The sequence below is a fragment of the Agrilactobacillus yilanensis genome, from assembly GCF_003946725.1.
Taxonomy (GTDB): Bacteria; Bacillota; Bacilli; order Lactobacillales; family Lactobacillaceae; genus Agrilactobacillus; species Agrilactobacillus yilanensis.
In genome coordinates this window covers 16,526-30,980 of record NZ_RHOY01000021.1, presented here as the reverse complement: position 1 = coordinate 30,980, position 14,455 = coordinate 16,526, and the positions used below count along the sequence as shown (strand labels likewise).

The 14,455-nt window shown below is 40.8% G+C and carries 13 protein-coding genes; 5 read left to right on the top strand and 8 right to left on the bottom strand.

Annotated elements, in window-relative coordinates:
* Positions 1-25: 25 nt before the first annotated feature.
* Positions 26-844 (bottom strand): glycosyltransferase family 2 protein, encoded by an 819-nt coding sequence (locus tag EKM93_RS11930; protein ID WP_125715803.1) that lies wholly within the window; start codon positions 842-844, stop codon positions 26-28.
* A 141-nt stretch (positions 845-985) separates the two neighbouring features.
* Here EKM93_RS11930 and EKM93_RS11925 point away from each other — a divergent pair, with 141 nt between their 5' ends.
* A complete protein-coding gene (locus tag EKM93_RS11925; RefSeq protein WP_125715802.1) occupies positions 986-1,660 on the top strand; it encodes a CPBP family intramembrane glutamic endopeptidase in 675 nt (224 codons plus the stop codon).
* 87 nt (positions 1,661-1,747) lie between these two features.
* On the opposite strand, the gene EKM93_RS11920 is transcribed toward EKM93_RS11925, so the two are convergent.
* The 3 genes from EKM93_RS11920 to EKM93_RS11910 form a co-directional block, all read right to left on the bottom strand.
* Positions 1,748-2,731 carry an SDR family NAD(P)-dependent oxidoreductase gene (locus EKM93_RS11920; protein ID WP_125715801.1) on the bottom strand — a complete coding sequence of 328 codons (984 nt, stop codon included), beginning with the start codon at positions 2,729-2,731 and terminating at the stop codon, positions 1,748-1,750.
* Positions 2,732-3,178: 447 nt separating this feature from the next.
* Complete coding sequence (gene gdhA, locus EKM93_RS11915) at positions 3,179-4,525, bottom strand: NADP-specific glutamate dehydrogenase (protein WP_125715800.1); 1,347 nt, start codon at positions 4,523-4,525, stop codon at positions 3,179-3,181.
* Between the two features lie 97 nt (positions 4,526-4,622).
* Complete coding sequence (locus EKM93_RS11910) at positions 4,623-4,871, bottom strand: hypothetical protein (RefSeq protein WP_125715799.1); 249 nt, start codon at positions 4,869-4,871, stop codon at positions 4,623-4,625.
* Positions 4,872-5,036: 165 nt separating this feature from the next.
* Here EKM93_RS11910 and EKM93_RS11905 point away from each other — a divergent pair, with 165 nt between their 5' ends.
* Positions 5,037-5,972 carry an alpha/beta hydrolase gene (locus EKM93_RS11905; RefSeq protein WP_125715798.1) on the top strand — a complete coding sequence of 312 codons (936 nt, stop codon included), beginning with the start codon at positions 5,037-5,039 and terminating at the stop codon, positions 5,970-5,972.
* On the opposite strand, the gene abc-f is transcribed toward EKM93_RS11905, so the two are convergent.
* Positions 5,969-7,528: a ribosomal protection-like ABC-F family protein gene (gene abc-f / locus EKM93_RS11900; RefSeq protein ID WP_125715797.1), complete on the bottom strand. Its 1,560-nt coding sequence runs from the start codon at positions 7,526-7,528 to the stop codon at positions 5,969-5,971. The genes EKM93_RS11905 and abc-f overlap by 4 nt on opposite strands.
* A gap of 723 nt (positions 7,529-8,251) precedes the next feature.
* Between abc-f and EKM93_RS11895 the strand changes: the two genes are divergently transcribed.
* Genes EKM93_RS11895 through glpK (EKM93_RS11885) form a run of 3 tightly spaced genes read left to right on the top strand, consistent with a single transcriptional unit; the run spans position 8,252 to position 11,565 of the window.
* Positions 8,252-8,536: a hypothetical protein gene (locus EKM93_RS11895; RefSeq protein ID WP_125715796.1), complete on the top strand. Its 285-nt coding sequence runs from the start codon at positions 8,252-8,254 to the stop codon at positions 8,534-8,536.
* A 12-nt stretch (positions 8,537-8,548) separates the two neighbouring features.
* Positions 8,549-10,075, top strand: coding sequence for a glycerol kinase GlpK (gene glpK / locus EKM93_RS11890; RefSeq protein ID WP_125715795.1), 1,527 nt, complete (start codon positions 8,549-8,551; stop codon positions 10,073-10,075).
* A complete protein-coding gene (gene glpK / locus EKM93_RS11885) occupies positions 10,072-11,565 on the top strand; it encodes a glycerol kinase GlpK (RefSeq protein ID WP_125715794.1) in 1,494 nt (497 codons plus the stop codon). Before glpK (EKM93_RS11890) ends, glpK (EKM93_RS11885) begins: the two co-directional genes overlap by 4 nt.
* Positions 11,566-11,650: 85 nt before the next feature.
* Here glpK (EKM93_RS11885) and EKM93_RS11880 read toward each other — a convergent pair whose 3' ends face one another.
* Genes EKM93_RS11880 through EKM93_RS11870 form a run of 3 tightly spaced genes read right to left on the bottom strand, consistent with a single transcriptional unit; the run spans position 11,651 to position 14,436 of the window.
* Positions 11,651-11,803: a FeoB-associated Cys-rich membrane protein gene (locus EKM93_RS11880; protein ID WP_125715793.1), complete on the bottom strand. Its 153-nt coding sequence runs from the start codon at positions 11,801-11,803 to the stop codon at positions 11,651-11,653.
* Between the two features lie 16 nt (positions 11,804-11,819).
* Positions 11,820-13,967 carry a ferrous iron transport protein B gene (gene feoB / locus EKM93_RS11875; RefSeq protein ID WP_125715792.1) on the bottom strand — a complete coding sequence of 716 codons (2,148 nt, stop codon included), beginning with the start codon at positions 13,965-13,967 and terminating at the stop codon, positions 11,820-11,822.
* Positions 13,960-14,436: a FeoA family protein gene (locus EKM93_RS11870; RefSeq protein WP_125715791.1), complete on the bottom strand. Its 477-nt coding sequence runs from the start codon at positions 14,434-14,436 to the stop codon at positions 13,960-13,962. The genes feoB and EKM93_RS11870 overlap by 8 nt, the downstream gene beginning before the upstream one ends.
* Positions 14,437-14,455 lie beyond the last annotated feature (19 nt).

Sequence of the window (14,455 nt, the reverse complement as noted above, 5' to 3'; positions counted from 1 at the left end):
ATAATTAATTCAGAGATCGCACGCCTTAATTTTGGCGGCGATCTCTTTTTAAATGTCCAGTAGTTGCTAATTGCTTTTTAGCCGTTGCAGCTCGTTGTCCAACCTTAGTCAAATCCTGATACCAAATTTGACTTTGAATCGCCGTAATGGCCACTACAACATCTTTGCCTTTACGCAAAGACGGCTGATGAATGGTACTGCCCGTCCGCTGACAATAATGGTATAGGGGCTGACTGTTATACATATAACGCTTTGATTTCAAAATATAAGCCACATTAAAAACTTGATCTTCCATCAAAATTAATGATTCATTAAAATACAGCTGATATTTTCGAATAATATCTAATCGGTAACATTTATTCCAATTATAGCCACGAATTGGGCTATTCATTTTGCGAACTAAGCGTATCAGCTTACGTTGAGACAGCCACTGATCCCCGACAGATTGCGTATCAGACAACGCCCCTTTAGGATCAATATAATAGCCGCAGCTCATCAAATCTAACTGGTAGCGCTGCATATGGGTCACATAAAACGCGCACAATTGCGGTTCACACCAGTCATCCCCATCTAAAAAAGTCACATAAGTCCCCTGCGCATTCGTTAACCCCACATTACGGGCTCTAGAAATTCCCAAGTTTTGTGTTAAATGAATGATTTTAATCCGGGCATCTTTTTTTGCCCAACCATCAATTATGGGCCCAGTTTGATCTTCTGAACCATCATCAACTATAATAATTTCTAAATTGGTGTAAGTTTGTGTCACCACACTATTTAAATTTCGATCAATATATGCGGCCACATTATGGACCGGAATGACAACTGACAAAAGTGGCTGTTCCATAAATCGCTCAATCCCTTCAAATTACTATTATACCGACAATTTCTGAAACAAGCTAGCCGCTTAAACCTGCCCTTTGACCAATACCGTAGAAACAGGTACACTAAATGAGTTCTATAATCTGAAAAAGTGGAGGCCTTAAATGTGAAATCTCCTCAAACGCCATATCAAGATGGGGTTTTTGTAAAAATCGGTAAATTCATTGGGTTATTGATTGCCCTATTCTTGCCACAATTATGTTTACTACTACCAATGTATACTAAAGTACCCGCTTTATTAAGTTGGCTGCTTTTCGGTGGTAGTTACTTCCTACTATATGTCTTATATATAAATTTCTACCACAAATATCGGACAGAGACCATTCAAAAACTAGATCGAAAAGCTTGGATTACCATTGGCTGGGGCTATGTTGTCATGTTTATTGCCAAATTCGCATTTAGCAGCTTAAACATTGCCATCAGTCATCAGCAAGTTACCGAAAATGATCAGGCCATTATGAATTTAATCGGCGGCCAAAATAGAAATATCGCCTTAATGACGATTATGATGGGCGTTTTCTTCGCCCCATTAGCTGAAGAATTACTCTTTAGAGGCATCTTAATGAATATGTTTTTCAAGCATCGTTTCTGGCTTAGTGTCTTGCTCAGTGGCTTAGTTTTTGGCTTATCCCATAGTAATAGTACATGGACCGGGGCATTGCTTTATATCGCTTTAGGGGCTATTTTAGGGTTTATTTATAAGCGGACAAATAATTTAAAAATTACTTTAGTCCTGCATTTCTTAAATAATGCGCCAATGCTGATCTACCTATTTATGTGATTCAAATACCAACAAATAAAAGTTCAATTCGATTTACACACCTGCCAAATTGACAGGGCCTGTATCGAATTGAACTTTTTTATTATTCTAAAACGAATTGGCCATTGAAGCCCAGCTGGAAAAACCAGCTAATTCACTGGCCGTCACCCACAGTTCGCTTTGACGCTGTTTATCCAAAGCGGCTGCAATCGGCCGAGTTGCTTGCGGACGGCCTTGGGAATGCAAAAAGCCTGCTGGTGTATATAACGCTCCACCTTTAGCATGTTCATCTATAGCCGCAAATAAAATTGGTAAGACACCTGTTTCATTTGTACCAATCAGTGGATTGATCACCGACCGTACGAATCGAGTTAACGATGATTGATTCATCGTTGCCGGTGCTAAGAAATTACGATGAATTCCGGCATGGGCCGTCATCACTTTTACCCCTAGCATCTGCGCCTCGCTAATATTTTGTAAATAAAAAGTAACCATTTGGGTGGCTAGCTTAGACTGTAAATAAGCCCGTTGATTAGAGTAGTTATTTTCTAACTGCAAATCATTTAATTTTAGATTTGCATAGGCTGGTAACGGTGCTGAAACATTGACAATGCGGGGATTTTCCCCCATTTGCAGCAAAGGCAACAACAAATTTGTTAATACAAACGGTCCGAAAAAATTATATTGGAAGTGAGTTTCGACCCCTTCCGTATTGACTTGCCGCCGTTCTAATTTTTTTATACTGGCGTTATTAATCAAAACATCTAATTGCACAATCTCATTTTGCAGATCAGCCGCAAATTTTTGAATGGCATTCGTGTCACTTAAATCTAATTGACGAAATTGCAAAGTTCCAGTAGACACAATCGTTTCTTTTAAAGATTGGATCAGGTCATACCCAGCTTGTTGAGCTTCGTCCACCATAATTACAGAACCGTTATTTGCATAAATTGCGCGAATAATTAATCGGCCATACGTATTCGTAGCCCCCGTAATTAAAAAGGTTTTATTAGATAGATCGGGAATATCTTTTAATCCCCAATAAGGTTGAACGCCATCATCATGACTGGCATGTTTTTTCATAATTTTCATGACAACCTCCTAAAGCTATCTCGCTTTTCAACGCGCTTGAACAAAACGACCATCCAGACTACCCCTTTTTTAAAAAACCAGCTCCAAAGTAATGCTTTAAACGACATTTCAGTTTTCTATACTAACTATACTAACAACAGGTCGTGAAAAAGGTGTGAACAATCATTGATATTTTGAAATATCTACTTTATTTTTATAATTTAACCGCAAAGAAATCCCTGAGTTCTGATTTACTCAAGGATTTTTTCTATTGCCTTTAATTTACGCCCTTTTACAAGGCCCTTGCGCTGCTTGCCGGTTAACACCCCCCTATTATTTGCTATAGGTTAGAGGTTTTCTTTCAATAAAAATTTGAAATGACGCAAAAAGGCAATCGCTAGCAAAAGCGATTGCCTACATAAACACCGAAGTGGTTTGTTGCACATTGTAAAATGATGATTGTTTTGTTTAAACTAAGCCTTGTGCTGTCATGGCTTCAGCAACTTTTTCAAAACCGGCAATATTTGCACCAGCTTGATAGTTTTTACCTAAATCATAAGTTTGGCAGGCTGCTTCTGAATTGTGGAAAATATTTTCCATAATTTGCTTCAAGCGTTGGTCAACTTCTTCAAAAGACCAAGACAAGCGTTCTCCATTTTGGCTCATTTCTAAAGCAGAAACAGCGACCCCACCAGCATTTACGGCTTTACCCGGGCCAAATAAAATACCATTTTGATGATAAAATTCGATTGCTGCGGGTTCGCTTGGCATATTTGCCCCTTCAGCCACATATTTAACACCATTTTTTTGCATTAATTCAGCTGCGGCCAAATCAATTTCATTTTGTGTTGCACATGGCAAGGCAATATCATAAGCCGTATCAAAAGCCCAAACAGAGCCTTCGTGGTAAGTTGCCGTTGCGACTTGATCCGCATAAGTTTTAATTCTATCGCGTTTTACTTCCTTAATTTGTTTCACGATCTCAAAATCAATCCCAGTTTCATCATAAATGTAACCGTTGGAATCAGAAACTGTAATGACTTTAGCGCCTAATTGCGTTGCTTTTTGAACCGCATAAATGGCCACGTTCCCAGAACCAGAAACTTTAATACGCTTGCCGGCTAATGTATCTTTTTGTGCTTCTAATAAGGCATTTGTATAATAAAGTACCCCATAACCAGTGGCTTCTGTCCGGGCTTGGCTGCCGCCGTAAGTTAACCCTTTTCCGGTTAAAATCCCATTTTGAGACCCTCTTAACCGTTTGTATTGCCCATATAAGTAACCAATTTCTCGGCCGCCGACACCAATATCCCCAGCAGGGACATCTAAATCAAGGCCAATATGTCTTTGTAATTCAGTCATGAAGCTTTGGCAAAAACGCATAACTTCTGCATCGGATTTACCCTTTGGATCAAAGTCACTACCGCCTTTACCGCCGCCAATTGGCAAGCCCGTCAAACTATTTTTCAAAATTTGTTCAAAACCTAAGAATTTGATAACACTTAAATTAACACTTGGATGTAACCGCAAACCACCTTTATAAGGGCCGATTGCTGAGTTAAATTGCACTCTAAAGCCCCGATTAACTTGCCAGTTTCCAGCATCATCTTGCCAAGGTACTCTAAATTGAACGACGCGTTCGGGTTCTACTAAGCGACCTAAAAGATTTTGTTGAACATACTCGGGATGTTTCTCCAAAACAGGTACTAGCGTATCTAATACTTCAAAAACGGCTTCTTTAAATTCAGCTTGGTACGGATCTCGTTGTTCGATCACCTGTTTAATTTCAGCAATATATTGTTTGACGTCTGCCATACTTGTCCTCTTTTCTTAAACAAAACAAAAGTAAAAAAAAATTAAAGCAATCTTATAAAAAGGTTATTTTATAAGCTCGCTTTAATATTATACTCATCTATTTATTATTTTTCAACAACAGTGTGCGCTGTCTTAAATATGTTTCTTTGTTGATCCGCCCGTCATGATAAGCATCGTCTAATAAGGATAACATCCGTTGTAAATCCGCTTGATGTGTCTGTACACGTTGACGCTGTAGGCGTGTCATCACAACCCAAAGAAATAGACCTAGCGCAATAAAACTTAGAACTGCAAAAAAGTTCGGCAATATGAAAAAGCCTTGTTGTAACGTAACCATGCAATGCATACCTGCTCACTTCCTTAATATAAACAAATATTGATAGCAGCATTTACCTCTACCCTAATTCTAATACGAAATGATCAATCTGCCAAGTGTTACTTACTTTTTGTAAAAAAGCAGGCATTTAACCCGTGTTATAATGAAGTGAATTATCCAAGTAGAGGTGACTTTATGAAAAAATCAACGTTATTATTAGCAACAACTATCCCCGGTTTAGCCGCAATCGGCTCTGGTCTTGCTAGTTCCTATTTTTATAATTATGCTTTCAAAAGTTTAGAACGTTTTCCTAAAGGCTCTGCATCTAATCCCACCGAAGATACAATCTACTATCCAAGTTATCATTGGTTTCAAGATCAGCCTAAAGAAGATTGGTGGCTCAATGCGACGGATCCTGAAAATAAACTTCATGCGTATTTTATACCTAATCCAAAAAACACAAAAAAAGTGGCGGTTATCGCCCATGGTTACAAAGGCAGCGCTGCTTCAATGGCGGCTTCCGCCAAGTTATTTTATGATGACGGCTTTACGGTTTTAGTACCTGATGATCGCGCCCATGGTTTAAGTAGTGGTAAATATATTAATTTTGGCTGGTTAGATCGCCTAGACTACGCCGATTGGCTAGATCATCTGATTGCCCGTTTGGGTACTGAGATTCAAATTGTTTTATATGGTATCAGTATGGGTGGGGCAACGGTAATGATGATGAGCGGTGATCCTTTACCCCCTCAAGTTAAGGCAATCGTTGAAGACTGCGGTTATACAAGCGCTGAAGATGAACTTGCCTACCAACTAAAACGTTCCTTTAAACTGCCAAAATATCCTTTATTGCCCATGGTTAGTCGAATTAATAAACTCGTTTTAGGTTTTTCATTAAACAGCGTTTCTGCCTTACACCAGTTAAAGCGCAATAAAACACCTATCTTTTTCATCCATGGTGAAGCTGATACTTACGTCCCAACCCAAATGTGCTATCAAAACTTTGCGGCTACTGATGCGCCTAAAGATATGTGGATTGTCCCACATGCAGAGCATGCCAAAAGCTACTGGACGGATCCTGAAACCTATCACAAACGAGTCAATGATTTTTTAAACCGTTATTTAGATTAAGATAACTGCCGAATTTTACGGCTGATCTCTAAAAATTCTTGTTCATAATCCGTATTATCCGGTTCTGCCGTCAAAGCATTTAATAAAGTGGCTTGGCGGTTTTTTAATTGCAATAAAATTGCTGCTTGATCCACGGACTCAGTGGCGACAACCGCTTTTTTAGACGGTAAATTAGCTTTTGTCGGATCTTGTAATACGTGTTGTTTTGGATCAAAAATCAACCGTCGCGTGGCCACCTTTGATACAAAATAGCGATCATGAGAAACCAGTAAAACAGTGCCCGGATACGCCGCCAATAATGCTTGTAGCGCCTCTAAAGCCACAATATCCAAGAAATTAGTCGGTTCATCTAAAATCAAGAAATTTGCTTTGCTGACGAAGATTTTTGCAAAACTTATTTTTACCCGTTCACCACCGCTCAAAACCCCCACCGGTTTAGCTAAGGCTTCATCCTTAAAACCGAGCCGGGCCAAAATCGTCCGATTTAAGCTCTCGGTTTGATATGACGCTGCATTTACATTTTCATAAACCGTCTTTTTCAAATCTAAATTATGCAAATCTTGTTTAAAATACCCGATCTCTACAGCTTCATTCAAGAAGATTTCTGGTGCTTGCTGTTTTAAAATAGCTTCAATTAACGTTGTCTTACCGCTACCGTTTGGGCCAGTCAGTGCGACCTTCTCACCACCCTTGAGTCCAAAGTTAATCTGTTTGATCAACAATTGCTGCCCTTGATACAAATCAAAATTTTCAATGTTAAGCACCTTACCTTGTCGCAGCGCAGTGCCATTATTTAAAGTCATTTTGATATCTTGAGCCTTTTGCGGTTTAGCCACAACATCTAACTGTGTCGCTCGTTTTTCAATTGATTTAGCGGTCTTTGCCAGCTTTGCAGCAATTTTATTATAATGCGGCTTGGCCTTGTAAGCCTCTTGGGTGTTCACCTTATTTCTTGGAATAGTTGCTGCCCGTTTTGCTTTAATCTGTCGTTTTTCAGCCGCCTTTTCCAACTTATTTTTTTGTTTTTCATAAGCTTGATATTCCTGTTGCTGCTTACGTAACATTTGATCTTTTTGCGCTTGATAATCTGTATAATTACCTTTACAAACCGAAATTTTTTGATCAGCTAACGCCCAAATCGTAGTGGCAATCTTATCCAAAAATGCCCGATCGTGAGAAATAATAATCAACGTTCCCGGATAATGCCGTAAACGATTTTCTAATGTTTTGATATTTTCAACATCCAAGTTCGCCGTTGGTTCATCTAAAAACAAAATATCTGCCTGGCTGGCAAACGCCTCATCCAAATACCGCTTCACAATCTCGCCACCGCTTAGCTGCGCACTGGGCTTAATTTGCGGCAATACATATTTTGAAGCACTGGGCGTAATCGGACTATCCGCCGCCCCTAATAATCTTAATAAAGTTGTCTTACCTGTTCCGTTAGCACCAATTAAACCAATACGATCCCCACTATGAAACCCAAGCTGTTTGATTGTAAAAAGCGTCCGTGGTCCAAATGTCTGCGTTACATGTTTTATTTGATAATATTGCATATCTATAAGCCCCCTAAAAATTAAAGTTCATATCTCAGCTTAAAATAACAACATTGCAGTAGACATAGAAAAAACCTCCTATCGCCTAAAGATAGCAGGTTTAACGGCACAAAAAAACTTGTCCAATATGGGCAAAATTAACCGAAAACCAACGTTATCTAAAGGAAAACAGCACTAAATCAAGAGCGTGAACCAACACGGGTTGATTTTGAGCATAACCTAGGCTAACGCCGTAAGCAGATTTTGCTTACAAGTTAGACGTAGTTAGGCACAGAAATCAGTGTTGGTGAACGCATTTCAGGAAAACTATCACGACACTAAGCCCGCTTTTGGCTTACAAGTAATTTGTAGTTATGTGAGCAGTCAGTGTCCCTGAGCGCGTTTAGAGCGTGAACCAACACGGGTTGATTTTGAGCATAACCTAGGCTAACGCCGTAAGCAGATTTTGCTTACAAGTTAGACGTCGTTAGGCGCAGAAATCAGTGTTGGTGAACGCGTTTCAGAAAAACTATCACGACATAAATCAGACGTCGTTAGGTGAACACGTTTACGCTATTTTGATTTAGTACACTTCTGATAACAGATTTAGATTCTCATTGGCTTAAATTTTGCTCCTTTAATTTAATGTAACAAGCCTAACGAATTTATTTATAAAAGTCAATAAATTTTTGCCCAACCTCAAACAATACGGTATTCTATACAAAGACAAAGGAGTGTAATCCAATGACACGAAAATCTTTAGATAACAATGAAAATCACGGCTTTAGCTGGTGGGCAATCCGGTTAATTCTCCTAGCGATTGTCATTACCGCTATCTTTTACGGCTTTTTTTACTTATTTGCTGGTGCCCTTAGCTTCACCTTGTTGGCAGTGATTGCCCTAGGCCTATTAATTGTCGTAACCCTAGGTATTTTTACAATCGGTCCAATTATCATCACCATTTTAATGCTTTTATTACCCATCAGTATTTTAGTCCTACTCATCATAGGACTGATTATCTTATTATGAGGAGGCTTATAAATGGCTGAAAATTACATTCTTACCATTGATGAAGGCACAACGAGTACCCGCGCTTTAATCGTCAACCATGACGGCCAGATCGTTGCCAGTGCCCAACAGGAATTCACCCAAATCTTTCCTAAACCCGGCTGGGTAGAACATGACGCTTTAGAAATCTGGCAGGCGGTTCAACTAACCATCGCCAAGGCCCTCACTACTGCCCAGATTACCCCTGCACAAATTGTCAGCATTGGCATTACAAACCAACGTGAAACCACCGTCATTTGGGATAAGCAAACCGGACTACCCATTTATCATGCAATTGTTTGGCAGTCCCGGCAAAGTACTAGCATTGCTCAGGATTTAGAACAAGCTGGTTATCAGCCCTTGATTCACGAAAAAACTGGCCTGACCACAGATCCTTATTTTTCAGGAACTAAAATTCGCTGGCTGTTAGATCAAGTTCCTGGCGCCCAAGCCCGCGCGGAAAAAGGCGAGCTGTGCTTTGGCACGATCGACACTTGGCTAACTTGGCAGTTAACCGGCGGCCAAGTGCACACCACCGACTACACCAACGCCAGTCGCACAATGCTCTTTAACATTCATGACCTCACTTGGGATTCAGAAATTTTGGAAATTCTAAATATTCCCCGGGCAATATTACCAGAAGTTCACGGCAACTCCGAAATTTACGGCTACACTAATCCACTACAGTTTTATGGCAGTGCAACACCCATTGCCAGCTTAATTGGGGATCAGCAAGCCGCTTTATTCGGACAGCTCGCTTTAAAACCTGGGATGGTTAAAAATACTTATGGCACAGGGGCCTTTTTAGTCATGAATATTGGCTCTAAAATTAAGTTCTCTAAACACCAGCTGTTAACGACAATCGGCTACAGTATTAACGGCCAAATTAATTACGCCCTGGAAGGTAGCATTTTTGTGGCCGGTTCTGCCGTTCAATGGCTGAGGGACAGTTTACAAATTGTTGAAAAAGCCAGTGATACTCAAGCATTAGCCCAACAAGCCAGTCATAATGATCAACTTTACTTAGTGCCGGCATTCACCGGTTTAGGCGCCCCTTATTGGGACCCAGATGCAAGAGGTGGCCTCTTTGGTATCACCCGGCAAACACAGCGGGCGGATCTTGTTCGAGCAACGTTACAGGCCTTGGCTTATCAAACCCGAGATGTCCTAACCGTTATGCAAGCGGATACAGACATTCAAGTCCCAGAATTAAAAGTAGATGGTGGCGCTGCACGCAATGATTACTTGATGCAATTTCAAGCAGATATTTTGAACATCCCCATTCAACGGGCCCAACTGTTAGAAACAACGGCGCTAGGCGCTACTTATCTGGCCGGCCTAGCCGTTGGGTTTTGGCAGAATACCGATGAAATTCAGCAGCTGATCACTAAAGGCCAACGGTTTAAACCGCAAATGGCCGTTACTGAAAAAGAGCGCCTTTATCAAGGTTGGCAAAAAGCCGTTGCTGCTACTCGCAAATTTAAAGTGTCACAATCTAAAACGCAAGGTGGTGCCCTATGACAAATACGTATATTTTAAGCATTGACGCTGGTACAACAACCATTCGTGGTGTCATCTTTGATGCTGCCGGTCAAATCGTTGCTAAGGAAATCAAAAAAGTGCCGCAAATTAGCCCGCATCCTGGCTGGTTAGAACAAGACCCTGAAATTATTTATGACACTGTCCAATCCACCATCGCCGACGTCTTAATCAACGGCCATATTTCAGCAAATCAATTGGCAAGTTTAGCGTTGACAAATCAACGTGAAACCACCGTCGTCTGGGATAAAGCAACTGGGCATCCCGTCTATAACGCCATTGTTTGGCGCTCTAACCAAACAAAAGCCATCATTGATCAATATAAAAATCAAATTGATGCCCGCTTAATTCATGAAAAAACCGGCTTACGTCTGGATGCCATCTTCTCCGCCAGTAAAATTCGGTTTATTTTGGATCAAGTCCCTGATGGCCAAGCCCGTGGGGAAGCCGGCGAATTATTATTTGGCACAATCAACACTTGGCTTGCTTGGCGCTTAAGTGATGGTGAAATTTTTGTAACCGACCATACGAATGCCAGCCGAACTTTATTATTTAATATTCATACTTTAACTTGGGATGAAGAACTTTGTCGCTTATTTGATATTCCCCAGGCAATGCTGCCAACAATTGTTGCTAATGATACAATTGTTGGTCATACAAATCATCAACCACTTTTGAATCAAAATATTCCCATTGCGGCTATGATCGGTAGCCAGCAAGCGGCTTTATTTGGTCAGACAGCCTTTGACGAAGGTATGGTTAAGGCTACTTTTGGCTCTGGTGGGTTTATTGTAATGAATACAGGTACAAAACCCCGCTTTTCTAACAATAATCTACTAACCAGTGTGGGCTATAGTCTCAGCCAGCAAACCCATTATGTTTTGGAGGGCTATATTTTAACAGCCGGGGACGCGATTGACTGGTTTATTGAGCAATTAGACTTTTTGACGAGCTATCAAGCCGCTGATACCGCAGCAAATACATCTCAAAACGAAAATGAATTATACTTTGTGCCAGCCTTTAATGGCTTAGCGGCGCCTTATTGGGATCCCAACGTCCGTGGTGCTTTTTTAGGCTTAACCCGCGGTTCCACTAGAGATGACTTAATCAAAGCTGGGTTACAAGCCATTGCCTATCAAACTGCCGATATTTTGACAACGATGAGTCAAGATACCCATTTACCGCTGGCCCGTTTGAAAGTCGATGGTGGTGCTTCACAAAGCGCTTATTTACTACAGTTTGTAGCCGACATGACCAAAACCTCTGTCCAGCGTTCCCAAAGTTTGGAAACAACCGCTTTAGGCGCTGCCATGATTGCTGGGTTAAATACAGGTTTCTTCAAAGACTTTGCAACTTTACAGCAGCTTAATATCGGTGGTGAACGTTTCGAACCGGCACTCGATGCTAAAACCCGCCAGCAACTTTACGCCGGTTGGCATCAAGCCGTCGCTGCCGCTCAAATCTTTAAATAAATAAAAAAAACGTTGTGTTTAGCAATGGGCCAGCCTTTTATGGCACCCGTTGCGACAACCAACGTTTTTTTGATTCAATTTATATTTAAGCTTTATGTTCGTGTTCTTCTTCGACTAAGGGACAGCCGGATTCATGACAGCCGTCACAAACTGGTTTCCGATCTTTTTTCAAAAACCGAGACCAAATTACATACCCCGCCGCACCAAAGATAACGACTGCTAAAACAACTGTTGCCATGGTGAATGCCTCCTTACTATAATTCTGCAGCAGAAAGTGATTCTGCATTGTGCAAATGTTTTGGTTTATAGATAAACAATCCATAAGTACAAAGGGCTAGAATTACAAATGCGACCCCTGTACCAACAGTAAACGTCCCGCCTTCAAAGATCCAATGTGCAAATTGGTAGATCATCAAACTAACGACATACGCTAAACCACATTGATAAGCCACTGCCGTCAATGTCCATTTTACGTCATTAAATTCCCGACGCATTGCACCAACAGCCGCGAAACATGGGGCACATAACAAGTTAAATACTAAGAATGCATAGCCTGCAGCTGGTGTGAATGCTTGACGCATCAATGGCCAAATTTGACGCCCTGTTTCGCCAATACCTGCTTTACTATATAATACCCCAAAAGTACCAACAACGTTTTCTTTTGCAACTAAACCAGTGATGACAGCTACAGCAGCCCGCCAGTTATCAAAGCCTAATGGGGCAAAGATAATTGCGATGAAACTACCGATAGCAGCCAACATACTTTGTGTTTCTGGAACCATCTGCATCGTGAAGTTAAAGTTAGAAAGGAACCAAATAATAATACAGCTGACGAAGATAATTGTACCGGCTTTTTTAATAAATGAACGGCTTCGTTCCCAAACTTGCCGACTCACATTGCCAAATTGTGGCACGTGATACGTTGGTAATTCCATAATGAATGGTGCTGGATCACCTGCAAACAACCGGGTTTTCTTCAAGAAGATACCAGACGCAACAATTGCAAAAATACCAACAAAATAAGCAGATGGCGCAACCCATGAACTTTGTGGGAAGAACGCCCCAGCGACTAACGCAATAATGGTCAACTTAGCTGAACACGGCATAAATGTTGTCACCATAATCGTCATGCGTCGATCATTTTCACTTTCAATTGTCCGGCTAGCCATAATCCCGGGTACCCCACAACCTGTCGCCACAAGCATTGGAATAAAGGATTTCCCAGATAAACCAAATTTACGGAACATACGATCCATGACAAAAGCAATTCGAGCCATGTAGCCGCAGTCTTCCAAAATACCCAAACAAATAAATAGCACAATTAACTGTGGTAAAAAGCCAACAACGGAGCCAACCCCGCCGATAATCCCATCAATAATCAAACTTTGCATCCAAGGGGCTACCGACCAGCTGGCTAACATTGGCGTCACAGAATTAGGAATCCATTGGCCGAACAAAACATCATTGACCCAATCCGTCCCAATCGTGCCCACAGTTTGAATTGATAAATAATAAACAAGCCACATTACAAGGGCAAAAATCGGTAATGCTAAGAAACGATTAGTGACAATCCGGTCGATTTTATCACTTGTACTTAATGAAAAGTCATTTTTCTTAACAACTGCCAGATTAACCACTTGTGAAACAAATGCATAACGTTCATCAATCATGATGCTTTCGCTATCATCTGTAAAAATCTTTTCAGTTGTTTTGATAATATCTTCAATATCTGCAGCCTGTGTATCGGTCAAGTTAACTTGCTCAAATACACGGACATCCCGTTCAAATAATTTAATAGCAAACCAACGCCGGCGATCATAAGGGACTAAGGCTTTAATAATCGCTTCAATCTCACTAATCGCTGCTTCTAAGCGCTTGTCATAACGAGGATAACGATCTTCATCAAAAGGCACATCGATAGCTGTAACCGCTTTATCAACAATTTCATTTAAGCCTTTGCCTTTTAGCGCACAAATGCCCACTACCGGCACCCCTAAGCCATAAGCTAATTTTTCTAAATTAAATTGTTTGTTTTGCTTTGCAACAACGTCCATCATATTCATGCCGACAACAACTGGCAAACCAGTTTCCATCAGCTGCATCGTTAAGTAAAGGTTGCGTTCAATATTTGTTGCATCCACAATATCCAAAATCGCTGTGGGGTGATCATCTATTAAGTAATCTCTAGCGACAATTTCTTCAGGTGAGTAAGGCGCTAAAGAGTATATGCCTGGTAAGTCTTGTAAGACAATATTTTTATCTTTTTTTAATTTGCCCGCTTTTTTTTCAACGGTAACACCTGGCCAGTTCCCAACATATTGATTGGCACCAGTTAAAGCGTTAAAAGCGGTGGTTTTCCCACAATTGGGATTGCCTGCTAGGGCGAGTTCGATATTAGTCATGTGTTTCCTCCTCAACAAGGATCATCTGAGCTTCTGCTTTACGCAAACTAAGTTCATAACCACGGATGTTAACTTGTATCGGATCACCTAATGGCGCTACTTTGCGAACCATAATTGATACACCTCGGGTAATGCCCATATCCATCAAACGACGTTTCACCGCGCCTTTGCCTAAAATGGCGCCGACACGACCGGATTTACCAACTTGTATTTTATCTAAAGATGCCCAGTCTGATTGACTGCCCTCTTTGTGCGGTTCAATTGAGACTAGTGCAGCGGTTTCTTTATTTAAAGCTAAGCGGCTACCACGGACCATCACAATCATCGAATCTTTCGTTGTAGAAATAATGTGAATTTCTGCACCAGATACAAATCCTAGATCGCGTAAATGCTGGTTCCCCTGATTTATCTTTGGGTTATTGGTAACCATATAAACCATACCGATTTGGCCTTCTGTCAATGGTATCACAGTATCATCCCCCGTTTAT